The organism is Brachybacterium sp. UNK5269 (assembly GCF_049266655.1).
Taxonomy (GTDB): Bacteria; Actinomycetota; Actinomycetes; order Actinomycetales; family Dermabacteraceae; genus Brachybacterium.
Map to the genome: position 1 here is coordinate 1,971,207 of NZ_CP184883.1, position 15,766 is coordinate 1,986,972.

The following is a 15,766-nucleotide window of genomic DNA, read 5'->3' on the forward strand; positions in this document are numbered from 1 at the left end:
GCGGTCCCCTCCCCGGGAATCCCGGCCCACCGGGCACGGGATCTGGCAGGGTCGAGCCATGACAGCCTCGGAATGCGTGTTCTGCGCTCTGCTGGCCGGCGACGGTGAGACGACGTGGGTCGCCCGACGGCGCCACGCCTCGGCCTTCCTGCCGCTGCCCGCGGGCCGCCTCTCCCCCGCCCACACCCTGGTCGTGCCGAACGACCACGCCGTCGGCATCCAGGACGCCTCGGCGCCGTCGCTGCAGGCGGTGATCCTCCTCGCGCAGGAGATCGCCCGCGCGATGGCGACCTCGCTCGGGGCGCGGGGCGTGAACATCCTCAACGCCAGCGGACCCGACTCGGACCAGTCCGTGCCGCACCTCCATCTGCATGTCGTGCCCCGGTGGGCGGGAGACGGCCTCGACACCTGGCCGTCGGGCGTCTCCGACCACCCCGTTGACGGCGGGTGGCTCGCCGACGTCCGCGCGGCGCTGAACCCCTGACGGTCGCCCTGGCCGATCCGCCGCAGAAGCGCTTCCACCGCTTCGTCGCGCTGGACCCCCAGCACTTCATCCACCCGGAAAATGTAGCGCCCCGGCGGCGGCGGCGATGCGCAGCCACCCCGGGGCCCGTCACGGCGTCGGCTGGCAGAAGCGCAGGACGTTCCCGAAGGGGTCGGGGATCTCGAGCGTGGGCCCGCCGGGGGCATCGGCGTCGATGCCGGGGTTCACGCGGGGATGCGGTCGCTCGGCGAGCTCGGCGCGCAGGGCGCGGACATCGCCGACGGGGATCCAGACGACTGTCCCAGGCGTGCCGTCGCCGTGGTGCTCGCTCAGGTCCACGATCGTGGAGTCCCGCTGGAGCCGCAGGTACAGGGGCAGGCCCGGTGCGAAACGATGCTCCCAGCAGGTTGCGAAGCCGAGGAAGTCGACGTAGAACCCTCGAGCGATCTGCTCGTCCTGGATGCGCAGGAGCGGCACGGCGGCGCCCGACCCGGGGCGGTGGGCGGTCAGCCGGGCGGCGGCGGTGTTCCAGTCGGCGTAGCCCAGCTGATGGGCGACGCTCTCGAGGGCGCGGCTGTGGCTGATCTCGATGCCGCTCGCCGCGAGGCTGCGGCGGAGCGCTCTCGCGGCGGATTTCGCGTCGTCAGGGGTGAGGTCCATGATCCATCGTTCCGGGCGTCGTGCTCGTGGTCGGTGCCCAGCACCGCCGACTCGCCGGCACCGGAGGTCTCCGGTGCCGGCGAGCCGGTGGGCGCGGGCGGATGCTCAGAAGCCGGGGTTGGCGGGGTCCGCGCCGATCCGGCCGTCGGGGTCGTCGAGCCCGTTGATCTCCTCGATCTCCGCGCTGCTCAGCTCCAGCTGCGCGGAGGCGAAGTTCGAGACGATCCGCTTCGGGGTCTCGGACTTGGGGATGACCACGTTGCCGATCGCGAGGTGCCAGGCGATGATCACCTGGCCGGGATCGGCGTCGTGGGCCTCGGCGATCCGGGTGATGACGGGGTGCTTCAGGATGTCGCCGCCCTGGCCGAGCGGGGACCAGGCCTCGGTGACGATCTCGTGCTGGGCGTGGTAGGCGCGCAGCTCACCCTGCTGGAAGTGGGGATGCAGCTCGATCTGGTGCATCACGGGCACCACACCGGTCTCGGAGATGATCTCCTCTAGCTGCGCGATCGGGAAGTTCGAGACGCCGATCGACTTCGCCTTTCCCTGCTTCTGCAGCTCGATGAGCGCCTTCCAGGACTCCAGGTACGTGCCGCGCTGGGGGCTGGCCCAGTGGATCAGGTACAGGTCCACGTAGTCCATCCCGAGCTTCTCGAGGGAGGTCTCCAGCGCCTGCTGGGCGGATTCGAAGCCCTGGTCGCCGTTGGCGAGCTTGGTGGTGATGAAGAGTTCCTCGCGAGGCACGCCGGCGGCCTTCACCGCGCGGCCCACCCCGCCCTCGTTCCCGTAGCCGGCAGCGGTGTCGACATGGCGGTAGCCGGCCTCGATGGCCTGCGCGACGACGTCGGCCGCGACCTCGTCCTCGACCTGCCAGACGCCGTAGCCGAGCTGGGGGACGGAGTTGCCGTCGTGGAACGGGATGCTGGGAACTGTGGTGGTCATGCGCTGTCTCCTCAGTGATGGACGAGGTGCACCAGCGTAGGGCGGCAGGAGCCGAGGATCAGGAAATCGTCCGTTCGGTCGGTCCCTCCGGGCAGTGGCCGCAGCCGCCCCGGGACCCGGTGATCTTGGTCTCCCGCGGCGGTGCGCACCGGCGCCTGCGCCCCACCCGGGCGGGGCGCAGCGGAGCCTGCACGGTTCCCGCGGTGCCTCTGGCCTGCGGTGTCGGTGCGCGCTCACCCTGCCGACGGGTCCCGGCTGCGCGCAGAGCGCGGACGCGTGAGCGCCGGGTCCGATCCTGACGGAGCGCGTCCGCTGGACCGGAACGGACGCCGTGTGCACAGTGGGTGCCGTGACGACCTCTGCTTCCCCGGGCACGGCGCCCTCGGCCTCCTCCACCGCGCCCGGGCTCCCCCTGACCCCCGTGCTGTTCATCCTCGGTTCCTGCGTCTCCCTGCAGTTCGGCGCCGCACTGGCCACGCAGCTGTTCCCCGCGCTCGGCTCCTGGGGCACCACCGCGCTCCGGCTCGGGATCGCGGCGGCGGTGCTGATGGTGATCGTGCGCCCCAAGCTGCACCGCTTCAGCCGCGAGCAATGGATCGCGGTGGCCCTGTTCGGGGTGGTGATCGGCGCGATGAACGGCGCCTTCTACGCCTCGATCGAGCGGATCCCGCTCGGCACCGCGGTGGCGATCGAGTTCCTCGGCCCGCTGGCGGTTGCCGCGCTCCTCTCCACCCGCCGCACCGATCTGCTGTGGGTGGTGCTGGCGCTCGCGGGGGTGAGCCTGTTCGGCGTCGAGTCGCTGACCGGGTCGGGTGCCCTGGACGGGGTCGGGGTGCTGTTCGCGCTGGTCGCCGCCGTCTTCTGGGGGCTGTACGTGCTCACCAGCGCTCGGGTGGGCCGGCTGGTCCCCGGCCAGGACGGCCTCGCCGTGGCGATGGTGATCGGGACGCTGACGGTGCTGCCGCTCGGCGCCCCCGGCGCCGTCGTCGGCCTGATGGACGTGCAGCTGCTGGCGCTGGCCACCGGCACCGCGCTGCTCGCCTCGGTGCTGCCCTACACCCTCGAGCTGGCGGCGCTGCGCCGCCTGCCGCGCCACGTGTTCGGGATCCTGCTCAGCCTGGAGCCGGTGATCGCCCTCGTGGCCGGGGTGCTGCTGATCGGGCAGGAGGCCACGGCGCTGCGGATCGTCGCGGCGGTGCTGGTGGTGGGGGCCAGCGTGGGCGTCACCCTCACCGCCCGGGGCCGCTCCGCCGAGCAGCCGGGCCCGGTCGACGAGGCGCCGGGCTGGGACCTGCCCACGCCCACCCACGCGACGGTCACGGGGGAAATGCCGATGCTCAGCGAGGCCGACCTGCTGGCGTACGAACAGGGCCGCCACGACGCCGAGGACCGCTGAGCGACGTCCCCGGGCGACCGCGCCCGAGCGGCATGCCCGCAACGCCTGACGACGCTGCGGGCATGCCGCTCACCTGGGCAGTTCCGGCCCCGCTCGGGGCCGGCCCGCCTCACACGCGGGCGCGGAACTCCCGGTTCAGCGCCGAGATGATCGCCTCGAGCGAGGCGCGGGTGATCGAGCCGTCGATGCCGACGCCCCAGAAGATGCGGTCGCCGATCTCGCATTCGATGTAGGCCGCGGCCAGCGAGTCGTCGCCCTCGGTGAGGGCGTGCTCGGCGTAGTCCAGGATCCGCACGTCGATGTTCCGCTCGGCCAGGGCCTTGACGAAGCCGTCCAGCGGACCGTTGCCGATCCCGGTGACCGTGTGCTCCTCGCCGTCGACCACCAGGGTCACGGTGATGCGGTCCGCGCCGTCGCCGGTGGAGTCCTGGTGGATCGCGCGGACGCTGAAGCGTCCCCAGCGGCGGCTCTCGTCGGTGGCCGGCAGGTACTCGTCGGTGAAGGCGTCCCAGAGCTGCTCGGGGCTGACCTCGCCGCCGTGGCTGTCGGTGCGCTCCTGGACGATGCCGGAGAACTCGATCTGCAGGCGCCGCGGCAGGTCCAGGCCGTGCTCGGTGCGCAGCAGGTAGGCCATCCCGCCCTTGCCGGACTGGGAGTTCACCCGGATCACGGCCTCGTAGGAGCGTCCCACGTCCTTGGGGTCGATCGGCAGGTACGGGACCCGCCAGACCAGGTCGTCGCGGTCCCGGCCAGCGGCCGCGGCATCGGCGTCCATCCGCTCCAGGCCCTTCTTGATGGCGTCCTGATGGGAGCCGGAGAAGGCGGTGAAGACGAGGTCGCCGCCGTACGGGCTGCGCTCGGGCACGGGCATCTGGTTGCAGTGCTCGACGGTGCGGCGCACCTCCCCGAGGTCGGAGAAGTCGATCTGCGGGTCGATGCCCTGGCTGAAGAGGTTCAGGCCCAGCGTCACCAGGTCCACGTTGCCGGTGCGCTCGCCGTTGCCGAACAGGCAGCCCTCGATGCGGTCGGCGCCGGCCAGGTAGCCCAGCTCGGCGGCGGCGACGCCGGTGCCGCGGTCGTTGTGGGGGTGCAGGGACAGCACCAGGGAGTCGCGGCGGTCGAGGTGGCGGTGCATCCACTCGATCGAGTCGGCGTACACGTTGGGGGTGGCCATCTCCACCGTCGCCGGCAGGTTGATGATCATCTTGGCCTCGGGCGTGGGGCGCACGACCTCGATCACGGCGTTGCAGACCCGCAGGGCGTACTCGAGCTCGGTGCCCGTGTAGGACTCCGGGGAGTACTGATAGGTGATCTGCGTGCCGGGGACCGTCTCCTCGTACTTCTTGCACAGCAGCGCGCCCTGCACGGCGATGTCCAGCACCGCGTCCTCGTCGGCGCGGAAGACCACGTCCCGCTGGACCACGGAGGTCGAGTTGTACAGGTGGACGACGGCACGGTGGGCGCCGGCGATCGCCTGGAAGGTGCGCTCGATGAGGTGCTCGCGGGACTGGGTGAGCACCTGGATCGAGACGTCCTCGGGGATGCGGTCCTCCTCGATGAGGGTGCGCACGAAGTCGAAATCGGTGCGGGAGGCCGCGGGGAAGCCGACCTCGATCTCCTTGTAGCCCATCCGCACCAGCAGCTCGAACATCCGCAGCTTGCGCTCGGAGTTCATGGGGTCGATGAGGGCCTGGTTGCCGTCGCGCAGGTCCACCGCGCACCAGCGGGGGGCGCGGGTGATGCGCCGGGCGGGCCAGGTGCGGTCCGGCAGCTCGACCCGGATCTGCTCGTCGAAGGGCAGGTACTTGTGGGTGGGCATGCCCGAGGGCTGCTGGGGCGCGTCGCCGGTGGGGCCGAGGACGGGGACGGCGGGATCGGCGACGGCGGCGAACGCGCGCTCGGTGGTGATCGTGGAGTCAGTCATGTCAGGAAGTCCTTCTCGCTGGGGTACCGGTCGCCGGACAGCAGGTCAGCCGCGGCGGGTTCCCGGCGGTTCAGGACCCGTCGCGGCGGCGAAGCAGGAGCAGCGATCCACGCACGTCGGCCACGGTAGCACCGAGCTGACGACCAGCGCGATATCGCCACACTTCGAGATGGCTCTCAGATTCGATCGAGGATCAATAGTTGTAGGAAGCCGATTCGACAAAGCGAGACATTCGATTACCGTAGGACCCGTGAGCCGATTTAGCGCATTTCCGATAGTCTCGCGACAATAGGCGCAGCCCGCAATGCAGCCTCGTTGTTCTCGACGGCAAACTGTAGTAGATAGTAACCCCATTCGTTTTTCGCAACACTAAAGCCTTTCCCGATTCGCCTAACCTCCCTAGGTTTAGGCCGAATGCTATGAGCCGCTGCGATTGCCGCGCCTATTACATCGTCAGGGTTATTCATTGAAGGCCCCGACCACCTCCTCGGCCAACCCTTAGGCCTTTCTCCATGCAGACCTAGCGCGCTTCGCACTACCGATTCGTCGGCGATAATAGACTCGAACATTGGCTCCATTACAGCGGCCACAATATCTCCTGGCTGAATCTTGGGAAGTGCAGCGCGCTGCGCCGGGTAAGGCCGCGAGCTTAATTCGACGAACTTCTCGGCAACGCGCCGCCTAAAAGACTCGGGAATAATCGACGATTCGGAGAGGAGGCGATAAAAGTCCAGCGTCTCTTGCCATCGACAGGGGGAAGCATCTTTATTCCACTTGGGCACTAAGTCCCAGCATACAATAGCGGCATCGAAACTGTATTTTCTAAGCATGCGCTCGAAAAGAGCGTCGAATGGCTCCGAAGTCGATGACAGACTTCTGATTCCTGGTGTCAAAGCCACGATGGCCGCTTTGGATATCCCGACAACCTGGTACTCGTGGTCCAATCCAGCAAGGGGCAACAACACCTCCGCCCACGTGCGCTCGAGCCAGTTTCCCTCGTAGGTCGATCCCTCAACGAAGAATCCAATCTTCACGATGCGGAACCCTCTCTATCGTCCCAGAATAGATTCTCTAGGTTCACATATCGCGTTCCCGCTGGCAAAGAATCATGGAACTCCCGAACCTCGTCGACATCCGAGAACTTCAAATAACGAGTATCTCCCTCGCTACGTCGAACCAGCAGTATCGACTCCATCGGGACGTCATTCAGCAGATAGGGGGAGTGGGTGGTAAGCACCACCTGTGTTGAGTACGATGCGTCACGCAAGTGCGCAAGCATTCCTCGAATCGACCAGGGGTCAAGCCCATTCTCCACTTCCTCGACGCATAGCAGGGTAGGAGGATTGCTACGCTGAAGTAACGCTAGAAGTGCTGTTATTCGCCGGGTACCTTCAGAAAGCATCCACGATGGCACTTCGAAACGAGTTCTGCCAGCGCGGCCCCTGTATGGCATCTTTTCCAGGAGGGCATATTCACCTCGCGCCTCTCTCCCCTTACCGGTTCGGTGGCGCTCAACGCCTTGAATCCCAGGGATTAGCCCCTTGATACTCTCCGCCAACTCGAACAGGTCCTCGGCCGAGAACTCGAAAAGGAGGCTCGCTAGAGTGCCTCCCTCTTCGTCAAGCAGCGGCTCATAGGAGCGTCGAGTAACGTTAGACCCCTCCGAGAGGCGGGACGGTGCGAGGCGCAGGAACACGGCATTTGCCCAGAAATGCGTGAGGCTGTCAGAAATTGGATCGCCCTGCCTCAAGTCACCGAGACGGCCAAGCGCCAGCCGATCAGTGTCCAAGAACGGAAGCATGTCCGGCGAATCTGAGAACGGTTTAACGAACCTAGTGCCGTCTACCGTTTCTATCAAATTTTCTGCCCACTGCCCCAGCCACTTTATTTGAAGCGACTCGAGGGCGATACGAGGAATTCCATCGTAGTCGATCACCTTTATGGCGTATTTAATATACTCCAAGTCCTCGATCTCCTCAGAGATCCACTTTAGTGAGATCTGGAAGTAATTCGGATCGGCCTGAGATCGGAGGTTTACGAGGTCGGCGATCGATCGATATCGATCAGAGGCCTCTCGCGCATCCCGTCGTATAGCGGTATCTATCCACTGTAATGCTTCAATTAAAGTGCTCTTACCGCTGCCGTTCCTACCAATAATCGTTGTGAAGGGGCCAAGTTCGACCGGCCCTGGTTTAAAGGCGGCCTTGAAGCGTTGGAGATTGATCTCGGTTAAACGGATCATCGGAACTTCCGGCATGTCGCACCCTTCAGTATGAGCTGGCCCGCGCAAAGGTCCAGTGCTTGCATAGTACCGCTCTGCGGCCACACGTTTTAGGCACGACGCTATGGAAGATGCGGCGGAGCATTCGGAACCGTCGGCGCAGAACCCGGGGGCGCGTCAGAACCCCAGCCGGCCCAGCTGCTTGGGGTCGCGCTGCCAGTCCTTGGCCACCTTGACCCGCAGGTCCAGGTGGACCCGGCGGCCCAGCAGCTGGTTGATCTCGCTGCGGGCGCGGGAGCCGACGTCCTTCAGCCGGGAGCCGCCCCTGCCGATGATGATGCCCTTCTGGCTGTCGCGCTCGACGAACAGGGTCGCGCGCACCACCAGGCGGCCGGTGCCGGGGGCGACCTCGGCGAAGGGATCGCCGTCGGGGTCGGTCTCGACGACCTCCTCGACCACCACGGCGATCGAGTGGGGCAGCTCCTCGTGCACGCCCTCGAGCGCCGCCTCCCGGATCAGCTCGGAGATGCGGTCGTCGCGGGACTCCTCGGTGAGCTGGTCGTCAGGGTAGAGCTGGGGGCTCTCGGGCAGCTGGGCGGAGATCACCGCGAGCAGCACGTCGATCTGCTCGCCCTTGACGGCGGAGATCGGCACGATCTCGTCGAACTCCATCAGCTGATCCACGCTCATCAGGTGCTCGGCCAGGGCGTCGCGGCCCACCAGGTCGATCTTGGTGACGATCGCGACCACCCGGGGTCCGCGCCGTCCGGTGCGCATCTCCACCAGGTCCTGGGCGATGAACCGGTCGCCGGGGCCGATCTTCTGGTCCGCGGGCAGGCAGAAGCCGACCACGTCGACCTCGCCGAGGGTCTCGCGCACCAGGTCGTTCAGGCGCTCCCCGAGCAGGGTGCGGGGGCGGTGCACGCCGGGGGTGTCGACCAGGATGATCTGGGCGTCCTCGCGGGTGACGATCCCGCGGATCGCGCGCCGGGTGGTCTGGGGCTTGCTCGAGGTGATCGCGACCTTCTCCCCCACCAGCGCGTTGGTCAGCGTGGACTTGCCGACGTTGGGGCGGCCCACCAGGGCCACGAAGCCGGCGCGGTGGGCGGCCTCCTCGGCCCCGTCGGCGGTCCTGCTCGGGTCCTGGTCAGCGGTCATGTCTCGTCCTCCTGGTCGCGGTCGTGCACGTCATGGTCCTCTGCCCGGCCGACCAGCACCGTGGACAGTCGCTTCCGGCGCCCGGCGGTCTGCTCGGCCTCGAGGTCGAGGCCGTAGGCGGTGCCGCGGCTGCCGGGGATCGGCACCTGGCCGGTGATCTTGCCGAGCAGTCCGCCGATGCTGTCGATGTCGTCGTCGTCGATCTCGAGGCCGAACAGATCCCCGACCTCCGAGAGGCCGGCCCGGGCCGGCACCCGGTAGCGGCCGCCGCCGAGGTCCACGATCTCCGGCTCCCGACGGTCGTGCTCATCGGCGATCTCGCCCACGATCTCCTCGAGGATGTCCTCGATGGTGACGATCCCGGCCACTCCCCCGTACTCGTCGACGAGGACCGTGATGTGCACGTGGCTGGTCTGCATCTGCCGCAGCACCTCGTCGGCCGCCACGAACTCGGGCGCGAACCGGGCCGGTCGCATGATCTCGGTGACCGGTCGCTCCGGTCGTGGGTCCCAGGGCGAGTGGATGGCCCGCATCACGTCCTTGACGTAGAGCATGCCGCGCAGGTCGTCGACGCCGTCGCCGTGGACGGGGATCCGGGAGAAGCCGGAGCGCACGAACAGGCGCATCGCCTGCTGGGCGGTGGCGTCGGCGGGGATCGCGACCATGTCGGTGCGGGGCACCATCAGCTCCCGCACCATGGTGCCGCGCAGGTCGAACACGCCCTGGATCATGTCGCGCTCGCCCTCGCGCACGTGCTCGTCCTCGAGGGCGCGGTCGACGTTCTGGCGGGCCTTCTCGGCCCGGTCCTCGGGCCCCTCCTGATGGCCGGGACGGGCGGCGAGAGAGGCGCCGACGCTGGTCAGCGCCCCTGCCGGCAGCCAGAGCACCGCGCGCACCGCCGCCACCAGCGTCCGGTTGGAGATCAGCACCGCCTCGGGGCGGCGGTGGCCGATGGTGCGCGGGGAGACCGTGAGCACCACCAGCACCAGCACCGCGGCGATGAGGACCGTCGCCAGCAGCGTCAGCGGCCAGCCGCCGGGCAGGCCGAGCTGGTCCCAGACCACGACGGTGAGCGCGGCGACCGCCGCCACCATCACGGCCTCGGTGAGCATGCGGGCCATGGAGACGGCGGCGAGGGTGCGGGCGCGGTCGCTGTGCTGGCCCAGCACCCGCGCGCGCACGGCGGCGGGATGGGTGGCGACGGCCTTCTCCAGCGCCGTGCGGGAGACGGAGAGCTGGGCGGCGTCGACCGCCGTGAGGGTCGCGGCGACCACCCCCGCGAGCAGGATCAGGGGGATCAGCACCAGCAGGGCGGTGGTCAGCATGGGAGGTCGGCGCTCCGGGGACGGGGCGGGGGCACGCGGGGGGCGCTCACCGCTGGGGACGCGAGGCGAGGAAGGTGAGCAGGAGCCGGCGCTGGAGGTCGAACATCTCGGTGCGCTCGTCCTCCTCCATGTGGTCGTAGCCGAGCAGGTGGAGGATGGAGTGCACGGTCAGCAGCAGCATCTCCTCCACGGCGCTGTGGCCGGCCTCGGCGGCCTGCCGGGCGGCGACGCTCGGGCACAGCACCACGTCGCCCAGCAGGCCCTCAGGGGTGGGGTGCTGCGGGGTGCCGGGGGTCAGCTCGTCCATCGGGAAGCTCATCACGTCGGTGGGACCGGGCAGGTCCAGCCACTGCACGTGGAGCTTCTCCATCGCCTCCTCGTCGACGAAGAGGATCGACATCCCGGTGGCCGGATGCAGGTGCATCGCCCCGAGCACGAAGCGGGCGAGCTCGACGAACTCCCGCTCGTCGACCTCGGCGGTGGTCTCGTTGCGGATCTCGATGGTCATCTCTCAGCTCCCGTGCCGCTGCGGTGGCGGGCGTCCCGGCTGCCGCCGGGGCGGACCTCCCAGCGTCCGTAGGCCTCGACGATGTCGCTGACCAGCCGGTGGCGCACCACGTCGCGGGCGGAGAGGCGCTGGAAGGAGATGCCGTCGATGCCGGAGAGCACCTGCTCGACGACCTTCAGGCCGCTCTTCTGGGCGCCCGGCAGGTCGACCTGGGTGACGTCGCCGGTGACCACCATGGTGGAGTTGAAGCCCAGCCGGGTCAGGAACATCTTCATCTGCTCGGGGGTGGTGTTCTGCGCCTCGTCGAGGATGATGAAGGCGTCGTTCAGGGTGCGTCCGCGCATGTACGCCAGCGGCGCCACCTCGATGGTCCCGGCGGCCATCAGGCGCGGGATCGAGTCGGGGTCGAGCATGTCGTGCAGGGCGTCGTACAGCGGCCGCAGGTACGGATCGATCTTCTCACTCAGGGTGCCGGGCAGGAAGCCGAGCCGCTCCCCCGCCTCGACCGCGGGGCGGGTCAGGATGATCCGGTTGACCTGCTTGCTCAGCAGCTTCTGCACGGCCATGGCGACGGCGAGGTAGGTCTTGCCGGTGCCGGCGGGCCCGATCCCGAAGGTGATGGTCGAGGACTCGATCGCCTCGATGTAGGTCTGCTGCCCGAGCGTCTTGGGGCGGATGCTGCGCCCGCGGGAGGACAGGATGGTGCGCGAGAGCACCTCCTCGAGCCGCTGGCCCTGCGCGCGGTCGTCCCCGAAGACGTCGGCGGCCCGCTGGACCGCCTCGGCGGTGACCGGCTGCCCGGCGACCGCGAGCCCGATCAGGGAGCGCATGATGTGCTCGCCGCGGCGCAGGGCGTCCTCGGTGCCGCGCAGGGTGATCTCGTGACCGCGCACATGGACATCCGTGTCGGGGACCGCGTCCTCGAGGGCGGCCAGCGCCTGATCGTTCTCCCCGAGCACCTGGAAGGGGCTGAGATGGTCGGGGATGGCCAGCTTCCGCTCCCGCACCTCGGGGGCGCGGCCGGGTGCCGGGGTCAGGGGGTCTGTCACATCTCTCCTTCTGCGAGCGTCCCGCCCGCCAGGACGTGCGCATGCACGTGGAACACGGTCTGTCCGGCTCCCGGGCCGGTGTTGAAGATCAGGCGGAAGTCGCCGTCGGCCAGGTCGGCGGCGACCTGCGCGGCGACCGTGGCGGTGTGGGCGAGCAGCTCGGGCCGGGCGGCCAGGTCGCGGACGTCGCGGTGGTGCTCCCGCGGGACGACGAGCACGTGGACCGGGGCCTTCGGGTGGAGGTCCCGGAAGACGATCACCTGCTCGTCCTCGTGGACGCGCTCGGAGGGGATCTCGCCGGCGATGATCCGGCAGAAGAGGCAGTCCGGATCCCGGTGCTCGGTGTCGCTGTGGGCCATGGCCGGAAGTCTACGGGAGCGACAGATCAGCCACAGGGCGTGGACTGTTCGGAGCAGGTGTGAGAAGTTTTAATCATCATGACAAAACTTGGAATCATCATTGCCAGTGCCCGCCCCAACCGCATCGGCCAGCACGTCGCCCAGTGGGTGCTCGGCGCCGCCGCGGACCGCTTCGACGTCGACGTGATCGATCTGCGCGAGGTCGCCCTGCCCGCCTTCGACGGTCTGACCAGCCCCAAGGCCGGGGAGGAGAAGACCACCGAGCACGCCCGCGCCTGGGGCGAGCGGATCGAGGCGCTCGACGCCGTGGTCATCCTCACCCCGCAGTACAACGGGTCCTACCCGGGTGCGCTGAAGAACGCGATCGACTTCCTCTACGCCGAGTGGAGCGGCCTGCCCACCCTGCTGGTCGGCTACGGCTGGAACTCGGCGAACGAGGTGCTGCCGCTGCTGGAGACCCTGATGACCCGGGTCGGCGCCCAGCTCGTCGGCTCGATCGGCCTGGGCTTCCGCGAGGACCTCTCGGTCGAGGGCGAGCTGTTCGTCGCCGAGGAGAAGGCCGCCGCGCTCGAGACCGGTCTGGCCGCGCTCGAGGCGCACGCGCTCACCCCGGTCGCCTGAGTCCGCACCGTCCGCGAAAGGGCCCCTCGTCGCTGCCGGCGAGGGGCCCTTCGCATCGGTCATCGCCGCCGCTCAGCCCCAGCGGCCGATCAGCGCGCTGAGCACCGCGAGCGCGGCGGGTCCGGCGGTCGAGGAGCGCAGCACCTCGGGACCCAGCAGCACCGAGCGGGCGCCGGCGTCCCGCAGCGCCGCCAGCTCGGCGGGGTCGATCCCGCCCTCCGGGCCCACCACCACGATGATCTCCTCGAGGCCGGCCGCGCTCGCCCCGCGCAGCTGCTCGGCGAGGCTCAGCAGGCCCACGGACTCCTGCTCGTGCAGCACGAGCGCCAGTGCGCCGTCGGCGGCGCGCTCGCGCAGGTCCGCGACCAGCTGCTTCGTGGTGAGCGGGGCGTCGACCGCCGGGATGCCGGGGCGACGGCACTGCTTCACGGCGGCCCGTACGGTGCCCCGCCAGCGGGCACGGCCCTTGACCAGCTTCTCGCCCCGCCACACGGAGACGGAGCGCTGCGCGATCCACGGCACCACCCGGTCCACGCCCAGCTCGGTGGCGGACTCGATCGCCTGCTCGTCCCGGCCGCCGGTGGCCAGCGCCTGCACCAGGGTCAGCCGCGGCAGTCGCTGCACCGCGGGGGCGGGGTCGGCCAGCAGGCGCAGCTCGAGGGCCTCCTTGCGGGCGGCCGTCACCTCGGCGAGCACCTGCCGGCCCGGGGCGTCGGTGAGCAGCACCTGCTCGCCCGCCCCGATCCGGGCGACCTTCGCGGCGTGCCGACCCTCCTCGCCGGACAGGAGCAGCGGGTCCCCCCGGCGGGCGGCGGCCAGTGCCTCGTCGAGGATCAGGAACCCGGGCGGGGTGGTGGGCATGGCGCGGCCTCTCCGGTCGGGCTCAGAGGTCGCGCAGGCGTTCGCGGAGCTTGGCGAAGGGGCCGTGGCCCTGACGGCGGGTGGTCTCGTCCCCGCGCAGGTCGGCGAACTGCTGCAGCAGGTCCCGCTCGGCGTCGGTCAGGGAGGTGGGCACGTCCACGTCGAGGACCACGCGGATGTCACCGCGCCGCTCGCGACGCAGCGGGGTGATGCCGAGGCCCTTGAGGGTGATCTCCTCACCGGGCTGCGCGCCGGGGTGCACGTCGATCTCCTGCAGACCGTCGAAGGTCTCCAGCGGGATCGTGGCGCCGAGCGCGGCGGAGGTCATCGGCACCGCGATGGTGGTCACGAGGTCGTCGCCGTCGCGCTGGAACATGTCGTGGCCGGTGACGGAGAGCTCGATGAAGAGGTCGCCGGAGGGGCCGCCGGCCTCGCCGGTCTCGCCCTCGCCGCGCAGCTGGATGCGGGTGCCGTCCTCGACGCCGGAGGGGATCTTCACCGTGACGGTGCGCTCGGAGGAGACGCGGCCGTGGCCGGAGCAGCCGGTGCAGGGCGAGGCGATGACGTCGCCGTGGCCACCGCAGGTGGGGCAGGGCGCCATGGTGACCATCTGGCCCAGCAGGGACTGGGCGACCCGCTGGACGTGGCCGCTGCCGTTGCAGGCGGTGCAGCGGGTGGGGCTGGTGCCGGGCTCGGCGCAGGCGCCCGAGCAGCGCTCGCAGAGCACCGCGGTGCGGAAGGTGACCTTCTGCTCGGTGCCGAAGACGACGTCGCGCAGGTCGATCCGCACCCGGCGCAGCACGTCGCCGCCGCGGCGCTGGCGGGGCACGGGGCCCTGGCCGCGGCCGCGCAGGCCGGAGGCGCCGGCGAACATGTCGAAGATGTCGTTGAAGTCGAAGCCGGCCCCGCCGCCGGGGAAGCCGCCCATGCCCGGCCCGCCGCCCATGTCGTACTGGCGGCGCTTGTCGGCATGGGAGAGGGTCTCGTAGGCCTGGGAGACCTTCTTGAACTTCTCGGCCGCCGCCGGGTCCGGGTTCACGTCCGGGTGGAGGGTGCGGGCGAGCTTCCGGTACGCCTTCTTGATCTCCTCGGTCGACGCCTCGCGGGAGACGCCGAGCAGGTCGTAGTAGTCGTCATTCACAGGAGAGGGTCCTTAGCGGGGGTCGGGCGTGCGGGTCGCGACGAGCGGCGGGCACAGGCGTGGTGGTCAGGGGCCGGGCGGGTGCCCGGGCGGCCCGTCACGGGCTGTCGAGGAATCGGGAGACGTAGCGGGCGATGGCCTGGACGGTGGAGATGCCGGTGACGTAGTCCATCCGGCTGGGCCCCAGGATCGCCAGGTGCGATCCGGCCCCGTAGCCGGCGCCGACCAGCGCCGCCGAGTGCAGGGCCTGGTCGTGCAGCTCGGAGCCGATGCGCACCTGCACGTCCCCCGGGGGCACGTGCATCTCGGTGAACAGGCGCAGCAGCACCAGCTGCTCCTCCAGCACGTCGAGCAGCGGCTCGACGTCGCGGGCGAAGTCCTGCGCGGAGCGGGCGATGTTCGCGGTCCCCGCCATCATGATGCGGTCCTCGGCGCGGGAGGCGGCCAGGGCGGCCAGCGCCTCGGTCACCTCGGCGGCGGCAGGACGCTCGGCGGGCGGCAGGTCCTCGAGGTAGTCGGCCAGCGGCCGCACGAGGTCGGTGACCTCCCGGCCGGCGACGGCGCGGTTGAGCTGGTCCCGCAGGGAGGCGTAGTACTCGGCGGGGCGCCCCGCGGCGACCGGGACGGTGCGCTGGTCGACCCGGCCGGACTCGGTGATCAGCACCACCAGCAGCAGCGAGTCGGCGACCTTGACCAGCTCGACGTGGCGGATGCGCGCCTGCTTCCGGGCCGGGTACTGGACCATCGCGACCTGCTGGGTCAGCTGCGCCATCAGGCGCACGGTGCGGGCCAGCAGCTCCTCGACGTCGCCGGAGTCCTCGAGCAGGGTGCGGATCGCGCGCCGCTCGGGGGCCGACAGCGGCTTGACGGCCGCCACGTGGTCGACGAAGGTCCGGTAGCCCTTGTCGGTGGGCACCCGACCGGCCGAGGTGTGGGGCTGATGGATCAGCCCCTCCTCCTCGAGCAGGGACATGTCGTTGCGGACGGTCGCGGCGGAGACGCCGAGCTCATGGCGCTCCAGCAGCGACTTGGAGCCGACGGGTTCGCGCGTCGAGACGTAGTCCTCGACGATCGCGCCGAGGATCTGCAGCTTGCGAGCGTCCGTGGTCCTCACCTC

Annotated in this window: 16 protein-coding genes; 3 read left to right on the forward strand and 13 right to left on the reverse strand. The window is 69.8% G+C overall.

The features are described from left to right. Positions 1–58 precede the first annotated feature (58 nt). The gene (locus tag ACOJUI_RS09205) at positions 59–484 is read left to right on the forward strand and encodes an HIT family protein (RefSeq protein WP_422114673.1); all 426 of its coding nucleotides are present in this window, start codon (positions 59–61) and stop codon (positions 482–484) included. Between the two features lie 129 nt (positions 485–613). Here ACOJUI_RS09205 and ACOJUI_RS09210 read toward each other — a convergent pair whose 3' ends face one another. Both ACOJUI_RS09210 and ACOJUI_RS09215 read right to left on the reverse strand, forming a co-directional pair. Continuing rightward, on the reverse strand, positions 614–1,144 hold the full coding sequence (locus ACOJUI_RS09210) for a glyoxalase superfamily protein (protein WP_422114674.1): 531 nt from the start codon (positions 1,142–1,144) through the stop codon (positions 614–616). Between the two features lie 105 nt (positions 1,145–1,249). Further along, complete coding sequence (locus tag ACOJUI_RS09215; protein ID WP_422114675.1) at positions 1,250–2,086, reverse strand: aldo/keto reductase; 837 nt, start codon at positions 2,084–2,086, stop codon at positions 1,250–1,252. Positions 2,087–2,435: 349 nt separating this feature from the next. Between ACOJUI_RS09215 and ACOJUI_RS09220 the strand changes: the two genes are divergently transcribed. Continuing rightward, complete coding sequence (locus tag ACOJUI_RS09220) at positions 2,436–3,482, forward strand: EamA family transporter (RefSeq protein ID WP_422114676.1); 1,047 nt, start codon at positions 2,436–2,438, stop codon at positions 3,480–3,482. 109 nt (positions 3,483–3,591) lie between these two features. On the opposite strand, the gene leuA is transcribed toward ACOJUI_RS09220, so the two are convergent. The 8 genes from leuA to ACOJUI_RS09260 form a co-directional block, all read right to left on the reverse strand. Beyond that, on the reverse strand, positions 3,592–5,301 hold the full coding sequence (gene leuA / locus ACOJUI_RS09225; RefSeq protein WP_422117646.1) for a 2-isopropylmalate synthase: 1,710 nt from the start codon (positions 5,299–5,301) through the stop codon (positions 3,592–3,594). A 365-nt stretch (positions 5,302–5,666) separates the two neighbouring features. Then, positions 5,667–6,440, reverse strand: coding sequence for a hypothetical protein (locus tag ACOJUI_RS09230; RefSeq protein ID WP_422114677.1), 774 nt, complete (start codon positions 6,438–6,440; stop codon positions 5,667–5,669). After that, positions 6,437–7,663 carry an AAA family ATPase gene (locus tag ACOJUI_RS09235; protein WP_422114678.1) on the reverse strand — a complete coding sequence of 409 codons (1,227 nt, stop codon included), beginning with the start codon at positions 7,661–7,663 and terminating at the stop codon, positions 6,437–6,439. The genes ACOJUI_RS09230 and ACOJUI_RS09235 overlap by 4 nt, the downstream gene beginning before the upstream one ends. A 141-nt stretch (positions 7,664–7,804) precedes the next feature. After that, positions 7,805–8,785: a GTPase Era gene (era, locus tag ACOJUI_RS09240; RefSeq protein ID WP_422114679.1), complete on the reverse strand. Its 981-nt coding sequence runs from the start codon at positions 8,783–8,785 to the stop codon at positions 7,805–7,807. Then, the gene (locus ACOJUI_RS09245) at positions 8,782–10,110 is read right to left on the reverse strand and encodes a hemolysin family protein (RefSeq protein ID WP_422114680.1); all 1,329 of its coding nucleotides are present in this window, start codon (positions 10,108–10,110) and stop codon (positions 8,782–8,784) included. The genes era and ACOJUI_RS09245 overlap by 4 nt, the downstream gene beginning before the upstream one ends. 46 nt (positions 10,111–10,156) lie before the next feature. Beyond that, complete coding sequence (gene ybeY, locus ACOJUI_RS09250; protein ID WP_422114681.1) at positions 10,157–10,618, reverse strand: rRNA maturation RNase YbeY; 462 nt, start codon at positions 10,616–10,618, stop codon at positions 10,157–10,159. Further along, positions 10,615–11,667 (reverse strand): PhoH family protein, encoded by a 1,053-nt coding sequence (locus tag ACOJUI_RS09255; RefSeq protein WP_422114682.1) that lies wholly within the window; start codon positions 11,665–11,667, stop codon positions 10,615–10,617. The genes ybeY and ACOJUI_RS09255 overlap by 4 nt, the downstream gene beginning before the upstream one ends. After that, entirely contained in the window at positions 11,664–12,026 is a 363-nt protein-coding gene (locus tag ACOJUI_RS09260; RefSeq protein WP_422114683.1) for an HIT domain-containing protein, read from the reverse strand. Before ACOJUI_RS09260 ends, ACOJUI_RS09255 begins: the two co-directional genes overlap by 4 nt. Before the next feature lie 78 nt (positions 12,027–12,104). On the opposite strand from ACOJUI_RS09260, the gene ACOJUI_RS09265 reads away from it, so the two are divergent. Beyond that, on the forward strand, positions 12,105–12,647 hold the full coding sequence (locus ACOJUI_RS09265) for an NADPH-dependent FMN reductase (protein ID WP_422114684.1): 543 nt from the start codon (positions 12,105–12,107) through the stop codon (positions 12,645–12,647). Positions 12,648–12,719: 72 nt separating this feature from the next. On the opposite strand, the gene ACOJUI_RS09270 is transcribed toward ACOJUI_RS09265, so the two are convergent. The 3 genes from ACOJUI_RS09270 to hrcA form a co-directional block, all read right to left on the reverse strand. Then, positions 12,720–13,508: a 16S rRNA (uracil(1498)-N(3))-methyltransferase gene (locus ACOJUI_RS09270; protein WP_422114685.1), complete on the reverse strand. Its 789-nt coding sequence runs from the start codon at positions 13,506–13,508 to the stop codon at positions 12,720–12,722. A 22-nt stretch (positions 13,509–13,530) separates the two neighbouring features. Further along, positions 13,531–14,649 (reverse strand): molecular chaperone DnaJ, encoded by a 1,119-nt coding sequence (gene dnaJ / locus ACOJUI_RS09275; RefSeq protein WP_422114686.1) that lies wholly within the window; start codon positions 14,647–14,649, stop codon positions 13,531–13,533. A gap of 97 nt (positions 14,650–14,746) precedes the next feature. Further along, positions 14,747–15,763, reverse strand: a complete 1,017-nt coding sequence (gene hrcA / locus ACOJUI_RS09280) for a heat-inducible transcriptional repressor HrcA (protein WP_422114687.1) — start codon at positions 15,761–15,763, stop codon at positions 14,747–14,749. Positions 15,764–15,766: the final 3 nt, after the last annotated feature.